Consider the following 23,615-nt stretch of genomic DNA (forward strand, 5'->3'; position numbering starts at 1 on the left):
CAGGAGAGCAGGATGAAATTCAGTGAACAATGGCTGCGCGGCTGGGTAAGCCCGCAGGCCTCGCGAGACGAGCTGGTTGCACGTCTGTCGATGGCAGGTCTGGAAGTGGACAGTGTGACCCTGGCCGCAGGTGAGTTCAGCGGCGTGGTGGTGGGTGAAGTGCTTGCCACGGAGCAACACCCGGACGCCGACAAACTGCGTGTGTGTCAGGTCAGCGATGGCAGCGAAACCTTTCAGGTGGTTTGCGGTGCGCCGAACGTGCGCCCCGGCCTGAAGATTCCGTTCGCCAAGATCGGCGCCCAGTTGCCGGGCGATTTCAAGATCAAGAAAGCCAAGCTGCGCGGCGTCGAGTCCAACGGCATGCTCTGCTCGCAGTCCGAGCTGCAGGTCGGCGAGGGCAACGACGGCCTGATGGAGCTGCCGGCCGATGCCCCTGCGGGTGAGGATTTCCGGGTTTACCTGGGCTTGGACGATGCCAGCATCGAGGTCGACCTGACGCCCAACCGCGGCGACTGCCTGTCGCTGGCGGGCCTGGCGCGGGAAGTGGGCGCGCTGTATGCAGCCCCAGTGACCCGTCCGGTCATCGCTGCGGTAGCCCCGGTCAGCGACGAGGTGCTGGCAGTGGACGTGTTGGCCCCCGCCGCCTGTCCGCGCTTCCTCGGCCGAGTGGTGCGCAACGTCGACCTGTCCAGGGCCACTCCGTTATGGATGGTCGAGCGTCTGCGTCGCAGCGAAGTGCGCAGCATCGATGCCGCGGTAGACATCACCAACTACGTGATGATCGAGCTGGGCCAGCCGATGCATGCCTACGACCTTGCCGAAATCGACGGCGGCATCCGCGTGCGCATGGCCGAGGAGGGCGAGAAGATCACCCTGCTCGACGGTCAGGAAGTAGCACTGCGCGGCGACACGCTGGTCATTGCCGACCACGCGCGCCTGCTGGGCATCGCTGGCGTGATGGGTGGCGAGAACAGCGGCGTGACCGCCAAGACCCGCGACGTGTTCCTCGAGGCAGCGTTTTTCGAACCGATCTCGGTGGCCGGCAAGGCCCGCTCGTACGGGCTGCACACCGATGCGTCGCACCGTTTCGAGCGCGGTGTCGATTCGAATCTGGCCCGTGAAGCCATGGAGCGTGCGACCGCACTGTTGCTGGAAATCGCCGGCGGCGAACCGGGTCCGATCGTCGAACACGTCAGCCAGGAGCATCTTCCGCAGATTGCGCCGATCACCTTGCGAGCCGATCGGGTCAGCCAGATGCTGGGCCTGGAAATGGGCGCCAGCGAAATTGAAGGGTTGCTGACCGGCTTGGGCCTGGGTGTCACGGCCGGCGGGGAAGGGCAGTGGTCCGTGGAGGTGCCGAGCCATCGCTTCGATATCAGCCTGGAAGTCGATCTGATCGAAGAGCTGGCACGGCTCTATGGCTACAACCGCCTGCCCGTGCGCTACCCGCAAGCGCGGCTGGCGCCACAGGCCGCCCCGGAGGCACGTTCCGACTTGCCGGCCCTGCGCCGCCTGTTGGTTGCACGTGGTTACCAGGAGGCTATCACCTACAGCTTCATCGATCCCAAGCTGTTCGAACTGTTCAGCCCCGGCGTCGAGCCGCTGCTGCTGGCCAACCCGATCTCGGCCGACATGGCGGCCATGCGCTCGTCGCTGTGGCCAGGCCTGGTCAAGGCTCTGCAGCACAACCTCAACCGCCAGCAGGATCGCGTACGCCTGTTCGAGAGCGGCCTGCGTTTCGTCGGTCAGCTCGATGGCTTGAAGCAAGAGCCCATGCTGGCTGGCGTGGTCTGCGGCAGTCGTCTGCCCGAAGGCTGGGCGCAGGGTCGCGAGACGGTGGACTTCTTCGACGTCAAGGCCGACGTGGAAGCCGTGCTTGGCTTCGCCGGTGCGCTGGATGCCTTCACCTTCGTTCCGGGGCAGCATCCTGCTCTGCATCCGGGCCAGACCGCGCGTATCGAGCGCGAGGGTCAGCTGGTCGGTTATCTGGGCGCATTGCACCCGGAACTGGTGAAGTCGCTGGGTCTGGATCGCGCTGTCTTCGTTTTCGAGCTGGTGCTTGCGCAGGTGTCCGAAGGCCGTCTGCCGAAGTTCCAGGAGTTGTCGCGCTTCCCCGAAGTGCGCCGCGACCTGGCACTGCTGGCCGATCGTGATGTGGCTGCCAGCGCAGTGCTCGCGGTCATTCGCGAGAATGCAGGGGAATGGCTCACGGACCTCAGGCTGTTTGACGTCTACCAGGGTAAAGGCATTGATCCTCATAGAAAAAGCCTGGCTGTTGGCTTGACCTGGCAGCATCCATCGCGCACTCTTAATGACGATGAGGTGAATGCCACGACTCAAACAATCCTCACCTCGCTCGAACAAAGGTTGAACGCCACGTTAAGGAAGTAGCGCATGGGGGCTTTGACGAAAGCTGAAATGGCGGAACGTCTTTATGAAGAGTTGGGCCTGAACAAACGAGAGGCCAAGGAATTGGTCGAGCTTTTCTTCGAAGAAATCAGGCACGCTCTTGAAGACAACGAGCAGGTCAAATTGTCCGGTTTCGGCAATTTCGACCTTCGGGACAAACGCCAGCGGCCTGGCCGCAATCCGAAAACCGGTGAAGAAATCCCGATCACGGCTCGCCGCGTGGTCACCTTTCGTCCAGGGCAGAAGTTGAAAGCCCGAGTTGAGGCCTATGCTGGAACCAAGTCATAACGACGAGCTCCCGCCCATTCCCGGCAAGCGCTACTTCACCATCGGTGAAGTGAGCGACTTGTGCGCCGTCAAGCCACATGTGCTGCGGTACTGGGAGCAGGAGTTTCCTCAACTCAACCCCGTGAAGCGTCGCGGAAACCGTCGGTATTACCAGCGCCAGGATGTGCTGATGATCCGCCAGATCCGCGCGCTGCTGTATGACCAGGGCTTCACCATCGGTGGCGCACGTCTGCGCCTGTCCGGCGACGAGGCCAAGGATGACACCACCCAGTACAAGCAACTGATCCGCCAGACGATCTCCGAGCTCGAAGATGTGCTGAGTGTCCTCAAGAAGTGAATTTCTGGAAAAGAATACTTCCATAATTCAAATGCTTAAGGTATATTCCTCGACGTTCTCAGAGGTTCTGGAACAGCTTTACGCTCGGTCGGGGCGTAGCGCAGCCCGGTAGCGCACTTGCATGGGGTGCAAGGGGTCGAGTGTTCGAATCACTCCGTCCCGACCATTTATTCCTGAGTAAAATCAGACAAGAAAGCCACTTCTCGAAAGTGGTTTTTTTTTGTCTTCATTTTTACACGAGCCGTTACACCGAAAGCAGGGTGAGCGGCAGGGCTGCTGGTTGTGCTCCTGATTCAACGCTGGCCAAAACCGTCTCGATAGAGCGATGGCGCAAGCCCGACTGCCTTGCGAAAGGCCACCCTGAAGCTTTCCATCGAGGCGAATCCGCATCGCTCGGCGATTTGCTCGGTATTGAGAACTGTGCTCTCAAGCAGCGAGCGAGCCTGAGTCATGCGTGCATGTTGCAGCCTGTGCCGGCCCTCACTGTAACGGTGTGCACCGGGCAGCTGCACGAATAGCTCAGCTCGGTTATGCGGTGAAGGAAATGATCGGTGGTGTCACCGGCTGGCTCGATGAAGGCCTTAGCCTCTCGAATACCGACATTGTGCAGAGCACCTCCACTTCGATCTCTTGCGCGTGCTGACCTCAGGCTCGGCAGTTCGCGCAGCCGCTGCGACCGATGTCCCTGTACTGATCGAACTGATGCGCGCTTTGGCAGCATTCGAAGACTACCTGGATGATTTCAGAGTGGATGAGCAAAGCCTGCTGGCGCGCGCCTTTGGGCGCGAGGTGGTCGGCGAACTTCGCCACTATCACCGGATGAGTGTGTCATCCATCCTCATCTGATCGCCAGGTCAGTACCTTCCGGGTTCGCGGCAATGATTGCCCGGTTCGACGAGCTCGCAGCATCGCGCTTGGTTTAGCCTCAAGGTCGCAAGAAATAGGCAATAACCCGCGCGGATCGGGCAACTTTTGAAAGTCGCTCCAACACATACTGAATCGGGTAGTCCCAGCCCACCTCATTGCTCGGGTTTCTGCAAACACAGTGGACCGTAAGCCCCATGAACAACCTTGACCTCCAAGTAGTCCAGCAAGGGCAGCAGTGGCTTGAACAGGGGCAGTGCGTGTGGCTTTGCACTGTTCTTTCTACGTTTGGCTCTGCGCCACGGGGGCCAGGGGCAATGCTGGTTGCGCTGGCCAGTGGAAGTTTTTGCGGGTCCCTTTCAGGCGGTTGTGTCGAGGACGACTTCCTCGAGCGTCTTGCGCGTGACGAGTTCGGGCCCGACAACCAAATCGTTCGATATGGCGAAGGAGGTCTGGCGCCTTCAATGGAGCTGCCGTGTGGAGGCGTCCTTGACGTACTCGTTGAGCAGTTCGGCCCCGGCTGTCAGTCACTCGAGCACTTTTCCTTGATGTTGCACGCGCTGCAAGGCCAGCAACGGATCATCCGTAACGTTTCTCTGGTCAGCGACGACCGTGCACTCGACACCTCTTCTGCGCAGGGTCAAACCGTCGAAGTATTCGACCAGCAGGTCGCCATTCGCATTGGCGCAGCACGGCGGTTATTGATAGCGGGGCTGTCGCCTGTGGCAGAATTTTGCGCAAGTTTCGCCGTGTCATTGGGCTATGAAGTCATTGTCTGTGATCCGCGCACCGAGCTGCTCCACAGGTTTCACGTGGAAGGGGTGAAAGTCATCGAGCAACTACCCGCGGTCTTCATCGCCAAGGGTGGCTGCCACGCGGGCACCGCCGTTGTCGCGCTCACCCACGACCCACGCCTGGATGATCTGACGTTACTTGAAGCGGTGCGAACGCCCGCGTTCTATATCGGCGCCATGGGCTCACGACGTACCAGTGAAAAGCGCCTTGAACGCGTTCGCCGCATCGGCGCTCTGGACGATCGGGCAATTAGCCGTATCAGCGCACCGGTAGGCTTGAGCCTGGGAAGCAAGACACCGGCGGAGATTGCCCTGGCTGTAATGGCTGACATCGTTCGTGTGAGTAATGGGATCTCCCGGGACTCGCTCTGAGCCATTATCCCTGCCGTGCAGCGACTGATGATCCCCGAGCGTTTGCAGGCGAGTGGGTCAGGAGTTTTCAGCGGCGCAACAGGAGCGCCAGGGAAGGTCATAATGGAGCGCTTGAGCCTGCGCGTGTCTGAAGCCCGCCCTTGGCGGGCATCTGGATTCATTTCAAGCAACCAGGCGCTGTACCGCTGCAATCGCATCTCCATGCTCCAGCTCTGCCTTGCGTAACTCGTACGCTGTTTGCAGGTTGAGCCAGAACTCTGCAGTGGTATCCAGGCAGACGGCCAAGCGCAAGGCCATGTCAGCCGATACGCCACCACGCTCAAGCAGAATGTTATTCACGGTCGGCGTAGATACGCCTAAAGCACGGGCCAGAGCAGCGGCACTGAAGCCCATTTCGTGCTGGAAATCCTCGCGAAGAATCTCGCCGGGATGTATGGGACGCATGCCATTCTTGAACATGATGCACCTCAGTGATAGTCGACAATCTCAACGTGTTCAGGGCCGTTCTGGGTCCATATGAAGCATACCTGCCACTGCATGTTGATGCTGATGCTATGCTGGCCGGCTCTGTCACCTTCCAAGGTGTGAAGCCGGTTTCCGGGCGGTGAGCGCAAGTCTCGAAGCTCCTTCGCAGCATGCAGTGCGGCCAGTTTACGTTCCGCGACTGACTTGATGTCTGCCCAGCGCCTTGTCCTGCCGGTGGTGAAAAGTACTTCCGTATCGACGCATGCAAAGCTTCGAATCATGGATTGAACGCTTAACGTTATTCGTTAAGATCAAGCATGTGCCTTTCCAACGCCGTATTCAACTCATTGTTGAACAGGGTGTCCGGCAATCATTCGAGCAACTATTTCGAGGTGGGTTTCGGCGATACTTTCTAGCGAGGTGGCGATGAAACAGCTCCGCTCATGCTCACTGAGGCCATTACCTAACCACGACAAACCCTCTCAAAACCTGTTCAAAGGAATCTTCAGGCTGCACAACCCGCTTTCATCGGCAGGGGGCAGATTGCCGGCGCGGATATTCACCTGGATCGCCGGCAGCAACAGCGCCGGGACCGACAGGCTGACATCGCGGGCTGTGCGCATGCGTACGAACGATTCAAGATCGGACGCATCACCGACATGAATGTTGTTCGCGCGCTGCTCGGCAACGGTGGTGATCCAGGACGCTTCCCTGTCGGCAGGAGGATAGTCGTGGCACATGAACAGTGTGGTCTGGGGGGGTAGGCTCAGCAGCCGTTTGATCGAGCCATACATCTGTACGGCGTCCCCGCCGGGGAAATCGCATCGGGCAGTGCCGACATCCGGCATGAACAGCGTATCGCCGACGAAGACCTGTGTATCTCCAACTCGATAGGCGACGTCCGCAGGCGTATGGCCAGGCACGTGCAGAACCTGCACCGGTATGCTGCCGATGTGGAAGATCTCATCCGCTTCGAACAGCGTGTCGAACTGAGAGCCATCCAGCAGGAAGTCGGGTTCGAGGTTGTAGATATCCCGAAACGCGCCCTGCACGACGGTGATCTGCGCACCGATGCCGATCTTGCCGCCTAGCTTGGCTTTGAGGTAAGCGCTGGCCGAGAGGTGATCGGCATGGGCATGTGTTTCAAGCAGCCACTGCACCTGCAACCCATGGCTGTCCACGAAGGCGATGATGCGGTCCGCGTTATCGGTGCGGATTCGCCCGGCTTTGGCATCGTAATCCAGCACCGGATCCACGATTGCACATGCCCCCCCTGGCGCTTCGAAAATGACATAGCTCACCGTGGAGGTGGCGGTGTCGTAGAAACCTTCAATCTGGGCAGTCATTGGGCAACCTCTTCGATTCACGTCGTTACACTATATTGAAACATATACTATTCAATCGTAGACTGTCGACCGATCACCCATCGGGGCTTTCCATGACTGCTCAATTGTCCACCGAAGAAATCGGTCTGTTGCGCGATTCCGCGTCCAAGGCGTGTGCCTTGCTCAAAGCCTTGGCGAATGAAGACCGTCTGTTGCTGCTGTGCCAACTGACCCAGGGCGAGCGAAACGTAGGGGAATTGGAGGCATTGTCCGGGATCAGGCAGCCGACGTTGTCGCAGCAGTTGGGTGTGCTGCGCGACGAAGGAATGGTCAACACCCGCAGAATGGGCAAGTACATCTACTACTCGTTGGCCAGCTTCGAGGTGGTCTCGCTGATGCAGACCTTGTCGGGACTTTACTGTGGCCAGGCGCTGAAGAAGTAAGCCTCTGCATGATCCGTTGCTCGTCGCTGGGCCATCGCACCTCGCGTGGCTCGGCCGGGGCGCGGTGTTGGAACTCTCACACGGTGGCTATGCCCGGGGTTTGTAATGGAGCAAGTGATAAAGCGAATAGACGCATCGTTCTCGGTGGCGGGCCAACTCGATCCGCAGGATGTGCCTGAGGTGCGAGCTCAAGGGTTCGCCAGCCTGATCTGCAATCGCCCTGACGATGAAGGTGGGGCTGAGCAACCCAGCCACCTGGCCATGCACCGAGCGGCTGTCTCGTCGGGGCTGGAGTTCCGATATCTACCGGTGGCGAGCTCCGGTGCTACGGCAGCCCAGGCTCAAGCGCTGAACGCGCTTCTGGAGCAGTTGCCCAAGCCGGTGCTTGCCTACTGCCGTACCGGCAATCGGTCCGCCAAGTTGTACGAGGCGGCAACCAAAGGCAGCCCCCCGACCCAGCAGTACGATGTAGTGGTCATGGGCGCAGGCTCTGCCGGTATCACCGTTGCGGCCGGTCTGCTCAAGCGAGATTCGTCTTTACGCGTTGCGATCGTCGAACCTGGCACCGAACATTACTATCAGCCCGCCTGGACGCTCGTAGGCGGGGGCGCTTACCCCATCGATGCCACCGTCCGCCCCATGCAAAGCGTCATTCCCCAAGGCGCATGCTGGATCAGGGCGTCGGTGTCGGCCTTCGCCCCAGCCCGCAAGCTGGTGTTGCTCAGCGACGGCAGCGAGCTGGCCTACCAGCAACTCATCGTCTGCCCGGGTCTGCAACTGGCCTGGGAAGAAATCCAAGGGCTTGAAGACACCCTTGGAAAGAATGGCGTGACGTCGAATTACCGCCACGACCTGGCCCCCTATACCTGGGAACTGGTTCGCTCGCTGCGCAGCGGGAAGGTCCTGTTCAGCCAGCCTCCCATGCCGATCAAATGCGCGGGCGCGCCGCAGAAGGCGATGTACCTGTCCTGTGATCACTGGCGCAATGAGGGCGTGCTGCAGTCGATTTCGGTCGAGTTCAACCTGGCAGCTCCCGTGCTGTTCGGGGTTGCCACGTTCGTCGCCCCGCTGATGAAGTATGTCGAAGCCTACGGCGCGAAACTCGCCTTCCAGTCCAATCTGGTCAGGGTCGATGGCCCGAGCAAGACCGCATGGTTCGATGTGACAGACACGGCCGGAAACGTGACGCGCGTGGAAAAACACTTCGATGTACTGCACGTCGTGCCACCGCAGCAAGCGCCGGATGTGATTCGCCGCAGCGAGCTTGCCGACAAGGCCGGATGGCTGGAGGTCGATCCAGCCACGTTGCAGCACCCGCGCTACCCTGAAATATTTGCCCTGGGGGATGTCTGCGGCACCAGTAACGCCAAAACCGCAGCGGCTGCGCGCAAGCAGGCAGTCGTGGTCGCAGACAACCTCATCGCACTGCGCAAAGGCCGTGAGCTGCCTCGACGTTATGACGGCTACGGTTCGTGTCCGCTCACCGTCGAGAACGGCAAGGTCATATTGGCCGAGTTTGGCTATGGCGGAAAATTGCTACCTACGTTCCCGATGGACCCGACCATCGCGCGCAGGTCGGCCTGGTTCCTCAAGGCCCGATTGCTACCGTGGTTCTATTGGAATGGCATGCTCAAGGGCCGTGAGTGGCTCACCGCCTGCTCTTCGAAGTGACCTGATGCTGACATTCATATTGGGGGCCTGTGTCGGTCTGGTGCTGGGGCTCACCGGGGCAGGTGGTGGCATTCTGGCGATTCCGGCCCTGACCCTTGGATTGGGTTGGTCGATTACCCAAGCGACGCCCATCGGGTTGCTGGCGGTTGGCAGCGCCGCCTCGATCGGCGCGCTGCAGGGGTTGCGCCAGGGCCTGGTACGCTACAAGGCAGCAGCCACCATGGCTGCCGCCGGATGGGTGGCAGCTCCTCTGGGGATTCACGTGGCCGCGCGCGTACCCGGTACAGCATTGACGACAGTGTTTGCGCTGGTCATGTTGGTTGTAGCGTGTCGAATGTACCTGCAGTCCCGACGCGACGACGAGGCCCAGGGCGCGCTGCAGCGCAACTGTATGCTCGACCCTGCAACGGGCAAACTCGATTGGAATGCCCGCTGCCTGGCGACGCTGGCATCGATTGGCGCGACTTCGGGGTTCCTGACCGGCTTGCTGGGAGTCGGGGGAGGGTTTTTCATCGTTCCCGCCTTTCGAACGTTCAGCGACGTGCGCATGCATGGCGTCGTGGCCACTTCACTGATGGTGGTTGCACTGGTGTCACTGGGTACCTTGGGCCATCTGTTCAGCCAGGGTATGAAGTTTTCCTCGGCAGGCGCCGTGTTCACCGTATCGGCACTGGTCGGCATGATTGGCGGCCGCCTTGTGGCGCCGACCCTACCTGCACGGCTTTTGCAGCAGATGTTCTCTGTGCTCTGTGTTTGCGTAAGCCTGCTGATGCTGGGCAAGATTTTCTTTCGCATTGGTTGAGCGGTCAATACAGGGAATGCAGCAGCGGTGTCCAAGTGGATGCCCCTCGAGTGCACATGGGCGAGTGCATATATTAGGCCCCGTGTTCTGCACTACCTGCCCCAGGACGCACTTGGCGTTTTACCGACGTTCAACGCGTCGCGCAAAGATCGCCGATCACCTCGGCGCGGGGCAATTGCTCCATGCGCATGAGGGTATCGCTCAAGGTTGCAACGGCTTGCGTATCCAAGGCCTTGGCCGCGTTGTGGTTGAACTTGGTCATGATGCTCTCCAGAGGGGCTGGCTGGTCGGCGGTCCTGCCGGCCGGACTGTGCGCTCGCACGGTCAGCCGCGTCCCATCGTGCAATCGAATGTGCAAGTCGGTCAGGTAGTTGCCCCGTCTGGCCAGAGACGGGGTGGGGTGAGGCAGGGCATGTATGCGTTGCATGAGCGCCAGCGCTTCGGCGTCGTTGAAGGCGTTTTCGCTGAAGCTGTCAAGTACGATGCGGCCGTCGATCAGGGCGCGGGCCAGGCAATATTGCACGCTGAATTTGGCATCCAGGCTGGTCCGTAGCAGAGGGCGGTCGACATGGGTCAGACGCAGTGGATGCAGGTAGACCTCGATGCCTGCAACGTCGCGAACCTCGAAAGGGTGGTCACGGCGCAGCGTGAACAAGGCATCGAGGCTGGTGTGTGTGCTGTCGCAGCAGGGGTAGAGCTTGATGCCGATACCTGGCTCCACGATGTCCAGGGGAGCAGCCCAATTCTGCAATGCCAGTGCCGGCGTATAGTTTCCGGGGCCGTTGAACACTTCGAAGAAACCTTGCCGATGTTCGAAGGCATCCAGGCTTGCGGTGAAACCGTTGCGGGTCAAAAGCGCTGCCATCAAGCCGTTCCTGGCGGCATGGCCGACGTGGTAGGGCTTGGCCATGGTGCCGAAGTTGGCCTTGACACCCGAGGCCAACGACACACACAGCGCCAAGGCCATCGAGGTCTGCTGTTCATCGAGGCCAAGCAACCGAGCACTGGCCGCAGCTGCGCCGAACACGCCTAAGGTGGCAGTTGGGTGCCAGCCCTTGTCGTAGTGATGAAAATTGACGCTCTGTGCCAGGCGTGCCTGCGTTTCGAAGCCGGCCACGTAAGCCAGCAACAGCTGGCGGCCGGTGTGTCCCCCTTCTGCAGCCAAGGCCAACAAGGCCGGCAGGATCGGCGCGGTAGGGTGCCCGCCCATGGCGATGTTCACGTCGTCGAAATCCAGCGCATGGGCCGCAGCACCGTTGACCAGGGCCGCGCACAGCGGGTCCAGTCGTTCGTGTCTGCCCAGTACCGGTACTGCGCCGAAGGTGTTCAGTCCCCCGGTCTGCAGCAGCGTGTGCACTACGGGTTCACGTGCGCCTGCCAGGGCACAGCCCACGGTGTCGAGGATGGCGAGCTTGGCATTCCATAAGGCCTGTGGGGATAAGTGCTCGAAGGTCAGACTGCAGGTGCGTGCTGCGATGGCAGAGGTCAGTTTCATTGTGAGTCCAATCGTGAAGGGAGGTATCGACCAGGCGTGTCGGTACCTCGTTCAAGGCCGCATTGCCGGGATGGAGTCAAATTCGCCACGCAGAGCGGGATCTACCTGGAGACGGAGATTGCCCCGGTCAGGACGGCAAAAGTCATGTAGGCCAGCGATGCCAGCAGCACCCATTTCCAGGCAAATTTCTGGAAGTCGCCCAGGTCTGCCTTGATGATGCCGAGCAAGGCCCACAAGGGCGCCGAGGCCGGGCCTATCGAATGGGCCATCTGGCCGATGACGGCGGCACGAGCGATCTCCATGGCAGGGATGTCGTAGCGCGCGGCCATTTCCGCCAGTACCGGCACGATGCCAAAGAAGTACGCGTCGTTGGCCATGAAGAAGCTCAGGGGGATGCCGATCAGCGCGGTGGCCAGTGGGATCAATGAGCCGAGGTGGCTGGGCAGACTGCCCACGAAGGCTTCGGCCATCGCCGTAGTCATGCCGGTTTGAGTCAAAATCCCCGTGAAGACCCCTGCGCCTAACACCAGCATCACCACAGGCACGGCACTTGCTGCATGCCGCTGAATGACAGCGCCTTGGTCGGCAGCTTGTGGCACATTGACGAACAGTGCGATGACGAAACCGGCGATGAACAACACCATGAGGTTGGCTACACCCAAGACCAGGCACACCAGCAGCAGGACGGTCAGTGCAGCGTTCAATGCCGTCCGCCAGTTCGCGGCGTGCTCGACTTGGCAGCTCTCGGCGATGATCTGCGCTGAAACCTGCGCACTGTGCTGCGGATCGATTGCCTTGCGCGCTTTGCGCCCCAGCACGTAGGCAATGAGGCAGACAAAGGCGCAGGACAGGATCATCGGGCCGAGCATTGCCGCGAAATACTCGCTGGCGTCCAGGTGCAGGATACTGACGGCCCGTGTTGCAGCACCGCCCCAAGGGGTCGTCCCGGACACGGTACCCAGCGCCATGGTGGCGATGGTCGCGATGATCAACGGGTTGATGTGAAGCCTTTTGTAGAGCGGCAGGAAAGCCGAGCAGATGATCATGTAGCTGGTGGTTCCGTCGCCATCCAGGGCGACCAGACAGGCGAGGACGGCGGTGCCCACGCAGATATTGACTGGGTCGCCTTTGGATATGCGGATGATCAGTCGCGATAGCGGATCGAACAAGCGCGCATCCATCATCAAGCCGAAATACAGCACGGCGAACAACAGCAACACGGCAGTGGGTGCTACCGTCTTGATGCCGGCGGCGATCATTTCGCCCAGCTGTGCGCCCTGGCCGGTGAACAGCAGGAAAAATGCTGGCACGACTATGATCGCGACGAAGGCCGTCATCCATTTGCGGATGACGCACAGCATGAACACACCCAAGGTGGCAAAACCGAGGAGAGCCAACATGTCGGTGCTCCTCAGCAGGCGTCGAATGGGACAAGAACAATAAAGGGGACGGGCGGATGGGGCAGGCAGTGATCTGTCTGCGAGACCAGGTTGTGTCGTGGGTTCATGAGCGGTGCCTTTTGTTTTTATTGTGTCTGGGTAGTGCTGCTGACGAGAATTGCAGCGCTTGATAAAAAGATATCAACGCCAGGTCGTTAAGCCTAACGACAAATGCTAAACACAGATTGAAGTCTGGCTTAATAGCTAATAGGCTGTTTCCATGAAGCTCGATATCGAAAAACTCAGAGTGGTGGCACAAGTCGGCAGAGTCGGCTCGATGACCGCTGCCGCACGCAGCTTGCACCTGACCCCCTCCGCGGTTTCTCAAACGGTACAGCGTGTGGAAAGCGTCATCGGGCTGCCACTGTTCGAGCGTCGACCCCATGGCATGGCGCTTACCGATGCCGGGGAGCGGGTCATGCGCCGGGTCAACCTGATCGAGGCACAGATGGCGCAGCTCGAGACGGAACTGCGCAGTGTTGCCGAAGGCCGCGCCGGCCACCTGTCGCTGGGGGTGTTTCCGACGCTGGGGTCTTCATTGTTGCCGCGAATTGTCATGCAGTTCAGGGCGCGGCATCCGACCATCACCCTGGATGTGCGCAGCACGCGTCTGGTGGCGTTGCGTCAACTCATCGGCTCGGGTGAGCTCGATCTGGCCATTACCTGGACATATCCGTGGCTGAACGAACCTGGGTCGACCTTGCAGCTGCGCACGGACCCTACGGTGGTATTGCTGCCAGCAGGGCACGCAATGGCGCAGGAGGCAGGACCTCTGAACCTGGCTCAGCTCGCCAAGGAGGCTTGGGTGTGCCGGTCCGATGGTCATGAAATCACCGAGCTGCTGCACCGCACCGCTGCCCAGTGCAAGTTCACGCCACGCATCGCCCTGTTGGCCAACGACTATCAGGAAACCCAGGCAATGGTCGCTGCAGGGTTGGGCGTGGCGCTTGCACCGAAACTGTCCACCACCACCTGCAGGGCGGATATAGTCGTTCGCGATCTGGATGATTCCGTGGCGTCAAGGCAATTGCATCTGGTGCAGGCACCCAATCGAAGCAGCCCGGCGGTCGAGCCTATGATCGAGCTGCTGCGCACGCTCTTGAGTGAATAGACACCCGACACCAATCGATGGGCCACACCATGGTAGGGGCCTCACGGCCCTAACAGGCTCAGCACCGCCTGGGCGAATGCCTCCGGTGCCTCCTGCGGGACGTTGTGGCCCACGCCTTCGAGGATCGATCGACGAACAGGGGCGCTGAATCGGCGTAGCGCCTGCTGCTCATCCTGAACCGGGGTGACACCGTCGCAAGCACCGGCCAGGATGACCGTTGGCACGGCAATGACGGGTTGCTTCGCCAGCCTCTGTTCGATGGCCGCGTACTGCGCATCGCCGTCGACCAGTCCGAAGCGATGGCGATAGGAGTGCGTGACCACGTCGACGAAGTCGAGAGTGTGGAACGACTGCGCCGAGGCTAAAAACACCTCATCGGTGAATGCCCAGGTCGGCGACCATAGTTGCCACAGCAGCTTGCAGAAGGCATCCCGGTCGGCTTCAAGGCCTGCGTAGCCACGGGCGCCGTGCAGGTAGTATTGATACCACAAGCGCTGTTCGGCTTGCGGGGCGGCGGGGCGGGTCGCATGGGCAATGTCCTGGATGTTGTAGCCCGGCTCGCAACTGACCAGTCCCACGACGCGCTCGGGCCACAGGGCGGACACCACGCACGCTGCGCGGCCACCCCAGTCGTAGCCGGCAAGTACGGCCTGGGGAATTTTCAAAGCATCCAATAATGCCAGCAGGTCCGACCCCAAGGCTGCTTGCTCACCCGAGCGAGGCGTGTTTGCGTCGACGAAATGCGTGCCCCCGTATCCGCGCAGGTAGGGAACGATGCATCGGCAACCGGCAGCGGTGATCCGTTCGGCCACCGCGTCGTAGGCGCGGATGTCGTAGGGGAAGCCATGCAACAGCACGACCGCAGGCCCATCGGCTGGGCCAAGGTCCCGGTACGCGACGTTGAGCACGCCTGCTTGAATCTGTTTCACTGGCTCATCCTCCTTTGGGTGATAAAGCTGTGACAACGGCGCGACTAACACATCTCGTTGGATCATGGGCGTGGTTATTGATATGTTATGTTATATCTATTCATATCCTCCACTGATGCGATGTATGCCATGCCCGCCACCCCCCATTACATTCAGTCGCCCGAGCCCGCCGTGCTGGCGGAGATCCTGCGCGACGACATAAACCTGGCCATCTGGACGCGGCAATTTTCGCCCGCGATCGCGAGTTTCACTGATGCGTTGTTGTGCCGTGACGATCCACTATCGGAGTCGCGAGTGATTGAGTTACAGGGGGAAGAGCCCCCGGATCTGGTCGGGCTGGCTGCCGCTTTCGCTCAGTGTGAGGGTTACGCCGAGTTCGTCGAGGACGTTGCCTGGTTGATCCAGGCCTACGGTTGCCTGTTGGGCGCCGAGCGTATCGGCCTGCGTCTGCGCATTCTGGACAAGGCGATGTGTCCGCGTTATCACGTCGATCGGGTCTCCGTGCGCTTGATCACGACGTACGCTGGCCGGGGCAGCGAATGGCTCGAAGAGGGTGCGATGCCCAGGGCGGGGCTGGGGCAGGCCGGGTCCGAACCGGTGGATGCACCGCACAAGCTGCTGGCGGCTGACGTGGCCTTGTTCAAGGGTGAGCGATGGATGAGCAACGAAGGGCGCGGAATCATTCATCGCTCGCCGCAGGCACGGGCTGGCGAGCGCCGCCTGATCATGACGCTGGATTGGTTGAAATGAAGGGCGGCTCGCGGACTCAGTGTTGGTGTGCCTTGCCGACAAAGGTCAGCGAGGTGAAGAGGCTGCGCTCTGAAACGTCCTTGCGATCGACCGCGGCTACCTTGGCTTGAGCCGCGATGACGTTCAACCCGGCGTTGCGCACGGTGACGGTGGCGCGACCTCGTGCATCGGTGACGACGCTACTGGCGTCCGACATGCCTCGGTAGTCATCGAGCAGGGCGATGCCACCGGCCGGCTTGCCGTCGATCGTCAGTTCAACGGGTAATGGATTACCGACGCCTACTTCGCTCGGATCTTTCAACGGCCGAATGACCATGGCCAATTTCAGCGCGTCGGGCACCTGCGCGTGTGCTTTCAGGATCGCCAGGCTGTACTTGTAGCTGTGACTGGCGCTGACGGCGCCAGGTACGTCAGCCATGGGCTTGTTCACCGATTCTCCCTGAGCGTTCTTGCTCCAGACACCGTTGTCCAGGGCAACGGCGAGCACGGCGGGCTGCGCGGCTGGATGCAGGCGCGCGTGGTCGCCGAGCTTCTCGACCGTCACCGAGATCATTTGTCCGCGTTCATCGTAGGCCCATGCGCCTTTGACCTTATCCGCGGCATAGGCCTGGTCTTCTGCGCCGTGCCCGTAGACGACGTCCAACTGGCCGTAGCGTTGTTCGGTCCAGATACCATGGGCATACGCACCTTGGGCGCTGAGAAGGGTTGCAGCGGCAAGCAATGACAAAGCAATTTTCATGGGTTTTCCCGAGTGTTCTGCAGGGGTTGAGCCGTGCGCTCGAACGATGCCGATAGGCATCGCGGGTGCAGCATGGCAATCGTGTAGGGCGTTTCTGGTCAACGGACAATTTCGGTTGTAATATTGTCACGTTATATCATAACGTAAACAGGATTGTTCATGTACGGATATGCGAATCACTTCAGGCGCCTGGCATTCGCTGGCGCGGCGCTGACTGGCAGCGTTGGTTTCTACACGCCGCTGGCGGCACAGGAGTCGGAACCACCAGGGCCTACCGAGTTGGGCCTTGTCGAGATTTCAGGCGATCGATACGGCACGGGTATAGCGCAACCGCTGGTGCGCAATCGGATCAGCACGGCCTCGCAAAGCCTGCCGACTGCCGTCTCGACGATAACCGAAGAAGAGATCCGCACCCTCAACGTGGATCGCGATATCTCCAACATCTACCGACGGGTGCCGGGCGTGGTAGCCAACAACATCGATCAGGGGGACACCGGTAACGGTTTTCGCATGCGCGGGTTCGCCACCAATGGCACCCACGGGGCCGACGTGGCGGTGTCGGTGGACGGGGTGCCGCAGAACATTCCCTCAAGTCAGGGCGGGGCAGGGCATGGTCCCGTATTTCTGGAATGGCTCACGCCGCAGATGATCAAGCGTGTGGACGTCATCAAAGGCCCGGTGTCGGCACTGTACGGCGATCAGAATCGGGCAGGCGCCGTGAACATCGAAACCTTGGACGGCAGTGACGTCGCGTCCAGCATCGGGGTGGATGTCGCCAGCTTCGATGGCCAGCGGACTAACGTGGTACTAGGCGGTGAACATGAAGGCCTCGAGTCACTGTTGGTGACTGACCTCTACAGGACCAACGGATACCGCAAGGCCGCCGAAAACCAGCGCGACAACTATTTCTGGAAGCTTTCCAAAGTCATTGGCGATGCGAAATACTCGGCGCGGTTCAGCCATTACGAATCGGACTTCAGGAATGACGGCTATCTGAGCCTGCCCGCATTGAAGGCGGGCACCGTCGGCCGCCGCGATACCGACAACCTGTATGGCTTCGGCAACGCCAATCGCAATACCTACGTGTTCAATCGGTCGCCGGCCGAGGGCGAAGCGGGCCTGTACTACACGGCCTATTACGAAGACTTCAGGCGCGTACGCGCCATCTCCAACGGTACGAACACACATAACTATGGCAAGGATGATCGTGACATCTACGGTGGTCGCCTGGCCTATAACTTCGTGTATGAAGACACGGCATCGCTCATGGTCGGTACGGACGTGCGTCGCGACAAAGGCGATGCCTTTCGCCAGCAGTACCGCAACTTCCAGCCCACGCAAAACTTCTACTACGACTTCGACATGGACCTCATCACCTATGGGGTCTTCGCGCAGGGCCAGTACAAGCCCATCGATTCGCTCAAGTTGCTCGCCGGTATCCGTCACGATCGGTTCGACTACGATATCGACAACCTGAAGTTTCGAGACGCCAGTACCGGCTACAACAGCTCGGTGACAACGCCCAGGTTCGGCGTGGCATGGACACCGATCGATCAACTCGAACTGTTCACCAATGTGGCTCAGGGTTTCCGCTCCCCAGCGGCGGAGTACATCAGTTCAGGCAGCAGCAGTGCGCTTCCGCTCAGGGACACGGGTGGACAGATAAACGGCAGCGTGCGCCCCAGCAAGGTCAAGTCCTACGACGTGGGTTTTACCCTGCGGCCTACCGATAGCCTGTCCAGTACCACCGAGTTCTATTACATCCAGAACGACAGCGAGACCGTGCAAACCTCGCCGGGTGTGTACGAGCAAGTAGGTGACACCACGCGCAAAGGGCTGGAGACCAGTGTCAACTATCAAGCCACGTCGACCGTCAGTACCTACATCAGTTATGGCCGGATCATCGATGCGGTCATCACCAACCCGGCGCCGGGTATCGGTGCGCGACTGGTCGTGCCGGAGCACACCTACAAGGCGGGCGTTCAGTATCGAGACGGGTTCATGGGTGGGCAAGTTACATTGAATGCCGATGCTCATCATCTGGGCGGCATTCCCTATTACGTCGGCACTGGCAGGAAGACCATGCCTGCCTACACGCGCTATGACCTGCGCGCCAGCTACGACTACAGCGATTACCAGTTCAGTGTCTACGGCACTTTTCAGCCCCACCGGTATGGCAGCGAAGTGGCCTATGGCACCAACAGCGGCCTGGTGATCGTGCCTCAGCCATCAACCACCCTGGGCGCATCGGTAAGGTACTTTTTCTGACGGCCAGGGTCGGCCCAAGCGATGCGAGGCTACCACAGCTCGGCTTGTCCGATATGCCGCCGCGCCTTGTCCCGATACTCCAGCAATACTTCGTAATCGGCGAAGGCCGTTTCCTGCACGGTCGTTATAGCCAACACTGCCGCAACCTCTGGCAGATTTGCCAGTGCCGCATTCATGGCCTCGCGCAGCAAGCCTGGCTCTGGCCCGTGGAGGCTGGTGATATAGGGCAATGTCGGCGCATTGGCCGTGCGTTCCACGACCCGCACGCCGGCGACTTCATTCGGGGCATGGCGAGCCAAGTAGGCAAAGGTAACGCTGTCGATGGCCGCCAGGTCGGCGATGCCTGTGGCGACGTGGGCAATGCTCTGGCGATGACTGCCGGTCGCTTGAACGCTTTTGAAGAACCGACCTTCCCGCACATGGGGGATCAGCGCATGGCGTAGCAGGTTCATGCCACTGTTGGAGTCGAGGCTGTTGTAGGCGCCCCGGCAATCGAAGAATTCGGCGAGGGTCTGCCGTGGGTCATCGAGGCGAGCGATCAGCAGGCTGCAATGTTGTCCGGCCTGTGCCTCGGGTAGCGCGAAATGAGGTCGGCCGACGATACGGACCCGATGCTTGAGTTCAGTGATCAAAGGCAAGCCGCAGGTCTGCGCCAACAACAGTCGTGGATGCAGCCACAGGTTCGCGAGTGAACCCGGCCAGGGCGTGGGGCGGTCGGTGCCCAGCAACTGCAGGGTTTCCTCCAGCCAGCGGCGGTACGCCTCGCCGACTACGGCGGGCGCGGGATACATGGGCAGTGCAGCGATCACGTCGGTGCTCATGGCTGGGTGCCTCCGCCGCGAGGGTGCAAAGGGCTGTCGACGGGGGACACGGCATAACGCCGAAACAGCTCGCTGTAGCCATTGACCAAAAAATGTCCGCTGCGTTGCAGCCAGTCCGCGCGGCGCTCGCGGTACACGCGGGGCAGGTAGTACCAAGGCAACCCCGGCAGGTCGTGGTGCACCAGGTGCAGGTTGAGGTTGAGAAACAGCCAGCGCCAGGGCCAGCCCGCCTCGTTGAGCACCGAGCGCTGCTCGGGTGCCTCGGCAGGGCGATGTTCGTAGTAGGAACGAATCATGGACAGCGCCAGCGCCAGAATGCTCGCCAGCAGGTAATCGAAGACAGCCACGCCTTGGGCGCTGATGAACCCGAACAGCGCCAGCACGCAGAGCAGATGAGTGCCCCACATCAGCCACGCTTGCGCCTCGCCGCGCAACAGGCGGGCGCACTGCTCGTGAATCAAACCGGCAAGCGCCAGGGCCGGGCCTACGCAGAGACGGCCCAGCAGGGTCTTGTTCAGCCAGTGCAGCGTCCGGCCGGGCCCCGCGCTGCCTGACCAGGCCCGGGCATCGAGGTATCGGCTTTCCGGGTCGTCGCGCGGCAGCGTGATCGTCTCGTCGCGGTGATGGGCCAGATGGCTGTCGCGGTACAGCGTGTAGGGGTACCAGATGGCCAGCGGGGCATAGCCCAGGACCTTGTTGACGCTGCGCCAGCGGGTAGGGTGGCCGTGCAGAAGTTCATGCTGCAGTGACATCCACAGGGTAAGCAGCGGCACCAGCAGCAGTACTGTGAGCGGTCGCCCGATGAACGAACCGAATTCGATCAGCGCCCACCAGGCGCCATAGGTGCCGAGCAGCAGCAGCCAGGTTGGCCAGTCGCTGCGCGCGGTCCAGGTATTCTGCAGTTTCAGGATCGATTGGCGGTGACGGGAATCGAGATAATTGGGCATAAGGACGACACGAATGCTGATCGGTATGTCGTCGACACTAGCATTGGTGCTTATGCCTGGATAATCACTAAACGGTTTCAGTAAATTCCTGAATGGAATAAGAGACTCGTATACTGGACTTCGTGGGATACGAGGCTTCTCGAGCTACGCCGCCTTGGCCATCCTGGACGCGGCCCCTTTTAGATCTTGAATGGACAGGGCCAGAGCGCCCGCCTGGTTTTCAACGAGCAAGACATCATCTATGAGATGGTCGATGTTTCTGCTGCGCAGAAACAGGGCGTGGCCGCGGAGCATTTGGTAGATCATTTCCAACTGACGTGCCGCGTCATGGACGTCTTCCTGCATTTCCGTGATGTGGGTGGTGGGCATGCGGTGCTCCGAGGGCTCTATCTTGGTGTAGGCGTCCTGGCCACGGGATGAGCGTTGTTTCATTTGAGTGTGATCAGTCTATCGGCCACAGCCCGCGCAGCTTAAATAGTCTTTTCTGATAGAGGCTATAGGCCAGTATGTTGCTGGATTGGATCGGATACGCCAGCATCGAGGAACAGGGCCTTGCATGGCCGCCGGTTTTGCCAAGAGAGGACTTTCCGATGAGCGACGTCAGATACCGCCGCCTGGGCCGCCACGGTCTGCAGGTTTCCGAAATCACCCTGGGCACGATGATGTTCGGTGGCCAGACCGACGACGCCACTGCCAAGCGTATCGTCGACGATGCTTTGGAGCAGGGCATCAATGCCATCGACACGGCGAACAATTACAACGACGGCGCTTCGGAAATCGCGGTGGGCAAGCTGATCGCCGGCCAGCGCTCGCGTTGGGTGCTGTCGAGCAAGTTCGTCAACCCCAACCCCGGCGTGCAAGGGCCGAATGGGCGCGGGGCTTCGCGCCATAGCGTGATCGAGTCGGTGGAAGGCAGTCTGCGCCGCTTGCAGACCGATTACCTCGACCTCTACTACGTGCACCGTGAAGACCCTTTCACGCCGGTGGAAGAGACCGTGCGCGCCTTGGCCGATCTGATTCGCGCCGGCAAGATCCGCGGCTACGGGCTGTCGAACCACAGCAGTTGGAAGCTTGCCGAATTCTGCCGGGTGGCAGACCTGCTGGGGGTCGAGCGGCCGACCGTGAGCCAGCCACTGTACAACCTGGCCAATCGGCAGATCGAAGCCGAGCATCTGCCGGCAGCCGAGCATTATGGCATCGGCGTGGTGTCCTACAGCCCTCTGGCGCGAGGCGTGCTCACCGCCAAGTACGACCCCGGTGCCGAACCGGGTGTCGACACGCGGGCGGGGCGCAGCGATCCGCGCCTGCAGCAGACCGAGTGGCGCCCAGAGTCGCTGAACCTGGCGCAACGCATCAAGGATCACGCCCAGGCCCGCGGTATCACCTCGGGGCAGTTCGCGCTGGCCTGGGTGCTCAACAACCCATTGATCAGCTCGGCCATCGCCGGGCCTCGCACCGAACAGCAATGGCGCGACTATGTGCCGGCGTTGCAGTACCGGTTCACCGCAGAGGACGAGGCGTTCATCGACGCCCTGGTGGTGGCGGGCCACAGCTCGACGCCTGGCTACACCGACCCGAGCTACCCGGTGACCGGGCGTCGGGTTCAGTTCTGAGCTGCGGCGCAGACCGTCAACGGCGCCTGGACGGCGGCGGCGATGGTGCTCCCTGCCTGTGGGCGGCCATATAGATACCCCTGGGCATAATGGCAACCATTTTCAGCCAGCCATTTCGGCAGGTAGGGCAAGTGGAAGTCCTCGATGCCTTCGGCCGTAACCTTCATTTTCAGACTGCGTGCCATCCCCAGGATGGCTTCCACCATGGGCAGGTGGTCAATGCTGCCGGCCTCGAAGAAAGAGCGGTCTATCTTGATCTTGTCGATGGACAGCCGCGTCAGATGGTACAGGCCCGAATAGCCGATGCCGAAGTCGTCCAGCGCCACGCTGATGCCGTAGGCGTGCAGCTTGCTCAGGTTCCGCTGGGCGGCGTCGAGGTTGCCCACCAGCGCTTCTTCCGTGATCTCCACTTCGAAGCGCTCGTAGGGGAAGCGTTCATGCCTGAGTTGCTCGGCCAGGCGATCGGGGAACAGCTCGTCGGTGATCATGGTGGCGCTGACATTGAGCGACAGGTGCAGTGTGTCGTCCCAGAAGCTGGCCGCCCTGCAGGCCTGCTTGACCAGTGAGCGGGTCATGGCCGGAATCAGGCCAAGGCGCTCCAGTATCGGGATGAAGTCGGTAGGCATGCCGGTGCTGCCGTCGGGCCGGGCCCAGCGTGCGAGCACCTCGAAGCCTACGATCGTCTGCGACGGAAGGGTGACGATGGGTTGGAAGAACGGCACGATTTCTTCGCGCTCCACCGCGTGCCTGAGGGCTTGGTCGAGGTCGGCTTGGGCCCGCAGCTGCCGCTCGTATTCGTTGTCGTAGAAATTGAACATGGAGCGGCCAGCGTTCTTTCCCCGGTACATCGCCGTATCGGCGCAGTGCAGCAGTGCGGACGCCTCGGTGGCATCGATCCAGGAACGCGATATGCCAATGGTCGCGCCCAGCCGCACGGGGGTGGAGGGTTCGACAAAGGCCTCGCTGACCCACTGGATGGTCGTTGCGGCAATGTCGCTCAACTCGCGCTCATCCCTGTAGTCCAGAAACAGCAGGCAGAATTCATCCCCACCCAGTCGGGCGGCGGTGCCACCGTGCAAGCGTGCGATGTGCTTGAGCCGGTCGGCCACCTCGACCAGCACGCTGTCTCCGCCAGAGTGGCCATGCTGGTCGTTTATGGCTTTGAAGTGGTCCAGGTCGATCAGCATGATCGATACGCAACGGTGCTGTGCAAGCCGTTCGCACAGCAGGTCCATGAAGCCGCGACGGTTGATCAAGGCGCTGAGGGAGTCGTACTTGGCCAGGGTTTCGGTTTGAAACTGGATCCGCTGCAGACGCCGGTAGCTGAGCTGAGTACTGGTGACCATGCGCTTGAGCACGATGGTCGGCACGATCAGCGAAATCATCGAGAACCCCGAAGATGTCAGCACGAAACGCCAGCGTTCGGCATCTTCGAAATCACCGTCGTAGGGCAGGTTCAGCCAGTGCATCACATAGGCTTCGAGGTGGAACTCCCACAGGATGGAGAGCCCCACGATCGTGAGCAGCGTCAGCGTCAGCAGCATCGGCAAGCGGCATGGATTACGGCGGTTGAGATCGTTCATGGGCGGCATCGCAAGGTCATGCGGATAGAGTGATGTCAGACAGCCATCATCTCACAAGCGTTCATACCGCTGATCGTATGGCGGGTGCATTTGGTCGCCACGACAGAAGGTAGGCCCAAGTGGCCACACGGCCTGCGAACACTATTCAAG

The 23,615-nt window shown here is 60.8% G+C and carries 23 protein-coding genes, 1 tRNA gene and 2 pseudogenes; 14 read left to right on the plus strand and 12 right to left on the minus strand.

Annotation, left to right across the window (positions count from 1 at the left end; genetic code table 11):
- Positions 1 to 12 precede the first annotated feature (12 nt).
- The 4 genes from pheT to IFT44_RS15280 all read left to right on the plus strand — a co-directional run bounded on the left by pheT (position 13) and on the right by IFT44_RS15280 (position 3,200).
- Positions 13 to 2,391, plus strand: coding sequence for a phenylalanine--tRNA ligase subunit beta (gene pheT, locus IFT44_RS15265; RefSeq protein ID WP_192176166.1), 2,379 nt, complete (start codon positions 13 to 15; stop codon positions 2,389 to 2,391).
- Between the two features lie 3 nt (positions 2,392 to 2,394).
- Positions 2,395 to 2,697 (plus strand): integration host factor subunit alpha, encoded by a 303-nt coding sequence (ihfA, locus tag IFT44_RS15270; RefSeq protein WP_002553164.1) that lies wholly within the window; start codon positions 2,395 to 2,397, stop codon positions 2,695 to 2,697.
- The gene (locus IFT44_RS15275; RefSeq protein WP_043188397.1) at positions 2,678 to 3,034 is read left to right on the plus strand and encodes a MerR family transcriptional regulator; all 357 of its coding nucleotides are present in this window, start codon (positions 2,678 to 2,680) and stop codon (positions 3,032 to 3,034) included. Before ihfA ends, IFT44_RS15275 begins: the two co-directional genes overlap by 20 nt.
- An 89-nt stretch (positions 3,035 to 3,123) precedes the next feature.
- Positions 3,124 to 3,200 (plus strand) — tRNA-Pro (locus IFT44_RS15280).
- Between the two features lie 127 nt (positions 3,201 to 3,327).
- Here the strand turns inward: IFT44_RS15280 and IFT44_RS15285 are convergent.
- Positions 3,328 to 3,501: pseudogene (locus IFT44_RS15285) on the minus strand (helix-turn-helix domain-containing protein); the annotation flags it as partial.
- Between IFT44_RS15285 and IFT44_RS21160 the strand changes: the two are divergent.
- The 3 genes and pseudogenes from IFT44_RS21160 to IFT44_RS15295 form a co-directional block, all read left to right on the plus strand.
- Positions 3,468 to 3,677, plus strand: a pseudogene (locus IFT44_RS21160) (rhodanese-like domain-containing protein); the annotation flags it as partial. The pseudogenes IFT44_RS15285 and IFT44_RS21160 overlap by 34 nt on opposite strands.
- A complete protein-coding gene (locus IFT44_RS15290) occupies positions 3,665 to 3,880 on the plus strand; it encodes a hypothetical protein (protein WP_192054211.1) in 216 nt (71 codons plus the stop codon). The pseudogene IFT44_RS21160 and the gene IFT44_RS15290, both read left to right, overlap by 13 nt.
- Before the next feature lie 215 nt (positions 3,881 to 4,095).
- The gene (locus IFT44_RS15295; RefSeq protein WP_192054213.1) at positions 4,096 to 5,064 is read left to right on the plus strand and encodes an XdhC family protein; all 969 of its coding nucleotides are present in this window, start codon (positions 4,096 to 4,098) and stop codon (positions 5,062 to 5,064) included.
- 162 nt (positions 5,065 to 5,226) lie between these two features.
- On the opposite strand, the gene IFT44_RS15300 is transcribed toward IFT44_RS15295, so the two are convergent.
- From IFT44_RS15300 to IFT44_RS15310, 3 genes are all read right to left on the minus strand, one after another.
- A complete protein-coding gene (locus tag IFT44_RS15300; RefSeq protein WP_122478697.1) occupies positions 5,227 to 5,523 on the minus strand; it encodes a HigA family addiction module antitoxin in 297 nt (98 codons plus the stop codon).
- 8 nt (positions 5,524 to 5,531) lie between these two features.
- A complete protein-coding gene (locus IFT44_RS15305) occupies positions 5,532 to 5,810 on the minus strand; it encodes a type II toxin-antitoxin system RelE/ParE family toxin (protein ID WP_192176167.1) in 279 nt (92 codons plus the stop codon).
- A 201-nt stretch (positions 5,811 to 6,011) separates the two neighbouring features.
- Positions 6,012 to 6,875, minus strand: coding sequence for an MBL fold metallo-hydrolase (locus IFT44_RS15310; RefSeq protein ID WP_192176168.1), 864 nt, complete (start codon positions 6,873 to 6,875; stop codon positions 6,012 to 6,014).
- Between the two features lie 92 nt (positions 6,876 to 6,967).
- Here IFT44_RS15310 and IFT44_RS15315 point away from each other — a divergent pair, with 92 nt between their 5' ends.
- The 3 genes from IFT44_RS15315 (at position 6,968) to IFT44_RS15325 (ending at position 9,770) form a co-directional block, all read left to right on the plus strand.
- The gene (locus tag IFT44_RS15315) at positions 6,968 to 7,297 is read left to right on the plus strand and encodes an ArsR/SmtB family transcription factor (protein ID WP_122478691.1); all 330 of its coding nucleotides are present in this window, start codon (positions 6,968 to 6,970) and stop codon (positions 7,295 to 7,297) included.
- A gap of 105 nt (positions 7,298 to 7,402) precedes the next feature.
- Positions 7,403 to 8,968: a bifunctional protein tyrosine phosphatase family protein/NAD(P)/FAD-dependent oxidoreductase gene (locus IFT44_RS15320; RefSeq protein WP_192176169.1), complete on the plus strand. Its 1,566-nt coding sequence runs from the start codon at positions 7,403 to 7,405 to the stop codon at positions 8,966 to 8,968.
- A 4-nt stretch (positions 8,969 to 8,972) separates the two neighbouring features.
- On the plus strand, positions 8,973 to 9,770 hold the full coding sequence (locus tag IFT44_RS15325) for a sulfite exporter TauE/SafE family protein (protein WP_192176170.1): 798 nt from the start codon (positions 8,973 to 8,975) through the stop codon (positions 9,768 to 9,770).
- Positions 9,771 to 9,900: 130 nt separating this feature from the next.
- On the opposite strand, the gene IFT44_RS15330 is transcribed toward IFT44_RS15325, so the two are convergent.
- Both IFT44_RS15330 and IFT44_RS15335 read right to left on the minus strand, forming a co-directional pair.
- Complete coding sequence (locus IFT44_RS15330) at positions 9,901 to 11,265, minus strand: MmgE/PrpD family protein (protein ID WP_192057375.1); 1,365 nt, start codon at positions 11,263 to 11,265, stop codon at positions 9,901 to 9,903.
- A gap of 101 nt (positions 11,266 to 11,366) precedes the next feature.
- On the minus strand, positions 11,367 to 12,665 hold the full coding sequence (locus IFT44_RS15335; RefSeq protein ID WP_192057374.1) for a CitMHS family transporter: 1,299 nt from the start codon (positions 12,663 to 12,665) through the stop codon (positions 11,367 to 11,369).
- 259 nt (positions 12,666 to 12,924) lie between these two features.
- On the opposite strand from IFT44_RS15335, the gene IFT44_RS15340 reads away from it, so the two are divergent.
- Positions 12,925 to 13,815, plus strand: coding sequence for a LysR family transcriptional regulator (locus tag IFT44_RS15340; protein ID WP_122712926.1), 891 nt, complete (start codon positions 12,925 to 12,927; stop codon positions 13,813 to 13,815).
- A gap of 41 nt (positions 13,816 to 13,856) precedes the next feature.
- Here IFT44_RS15340 and IFT44_RS15345 read toward each other — a convergent pair whose 3' ends face one another.
- A complete protein-coding gene (locus tag IFT44_RS15345) occupies positions 13,857 to 14,744 on the minus strand; it encodes an alpha/beta fold hydrolase (protein WP_192176171.1) in 888 nt (295 codons plus the stop codon).
- Between the two features lie 120 nt (positions 14,745 to 14,864).
- Between IFT44_RS15345 and IFT44_RS15350 the strand changes: the two genes are divergently transcribed.
- Positions 14,865 to 15,494, plus strand: a complete 630-nt coding sequence (locus IFT44_RS15350; protein WP_122713585.1) for a DUF1826 domain-containing protein — start codon at positions 14,865 to 14,867, stop codon at positions 15,492 to 15,494.
- A 16-nt stretch (positions 15,495 to 15,510) separates the two neighbouring features.
- On the opposite strand, the gene IFT44_RS15355 is transcribed toward IFT44_RS15350, so the two are convergent.
- The gene (locus tag IFT44_RS15355) at positions 15,511 to 16,233 is read right to left on the minus strand and encodes a DUF4198 domain-containing protein (RefSeq protein WP_192176172.1); all 723 of its coding nucleotides are present in this window, start codon (positions 16,231 to 16,233) and stop codon (positions 15,511 to 15,513) included.
- A 159-nt stretch (positions 16,234 to 16,392) separates the two neighbouring features.
- Between IFT44_RS15355 and IFT44_RS15360 the strand changes: the two genes are divergently transcribed.
- Positions 16,393 to 18,501, plus strand: coding sequence for a TonB-dependent receptor (locus IFT44_RS15360; RefSeq protein ID WP_192176173.1), 2,109 nt, complete (start codon positions 16,393 to 16,395; stop codon positions 18,499 to 18,501).
- A gap of 29 nt (positions 18,502 to 18,530) precedes the next feature.
- On the opposite strand, the gene IFT44_RS15365 is transcribed toward IFT44_RS15360, so the two are convergent.
- From IFT44_RS15365 to IFT44_RS15375, 3 genes are all read right to left on the minus strand, one after another.
- Positions 18,531 to 19,322 carry a phosphate/phosphite/phosphonate ABC transporter substrate-binding protein gene (locus tag IFT44_RS15365; protein ID WP_192176174.1) on the minus strand — a complete coding sequence of 264 codons (792 nt, stop codon included), beginning with the start codon at positions 19,320 to 19,322 and terminating at the stop codon, positions 18,531 to 18,533.
- Positions 19,319 to 20,269: a fatty acid desaturase gene (locus tag IFT44_RS15370; protein ID WP_192176175.1), complete on the minus strand. Its 951-nt coding sequence runs from the start codon at positions 20,267 to 20,269 to the stop codon at positions 19,319 to 19,321. The genes IFT44_RS15365 and IFT44_RS15370 overlap by 4 nt, the downstream gene beginning before the upstream one ends.
- 144 nt (positions 20,270 to 20,413) lie before the next feature.
- The gene (locus IFT44_RS15375; RefSeq protein WP_122712920.1) at positions 20,414 to 20,638 is read right to left on the minus strand and encodes a hypothetical protein; all 225 of its coding nucleotides are present in this window, start codon (positions 20,636 to 20,638) and stop codon (positions 20,414 to 20,416) included.
- A 221-nt stretch (positions 20,639 to 20,859) separates the two neighbouring features.
- Between IFT44_RS15375 and IFT44_RS15380 the strand changes: the two genes are divergently transcribed.
- Positions 20,860 to 21,882: an aldo/keto reductase gene (locus IFT44_RS15380; protein ID WP_192103581.1), complete on the plus strand. Its 1,023-nt coding sequence runs from the start codon at positions 20,860 to 20,862 to the stop codon at positions 21,880 to 21,882.
- On the opposite strand, the gene IFT44_RS15385 is transcribed toward IFT44_RS15380, so the two are convergent.
- The gene (locus IFT44_RS15385) at positions 21,873 to 23,465 is read right to left on the minus strand and encodes a putative bifunctional diguanylate cyclase/phosphodiesterase (RefSeq protein WP_192176176.1); all 1,593 of its coding nucleotides are present in this window, start codon (positions 23,463 to 23,465) and stop codon (positions 21,873 to 21,875) included. The two genes, IFT44_RS15380 and IFT44_RS15385, sit on opposite strands and share 10 nt — an antisense overlap.
- Between the last annotated feature and the right edge of the window lie 150 nt (positions 23,466 to 23,615).

Source organism: Pseudomonas sp. CFBP 13710 (assembly GCF_014842235.1).
GTDB classification, from domain to species: domain Bacteria; phylum Pseudomonadota; class Gammaproteobacteria; order Pseudomonadales; family Pseudomonadaceae; genus Aquipseudomonas; species Aquipseudomonas baltica.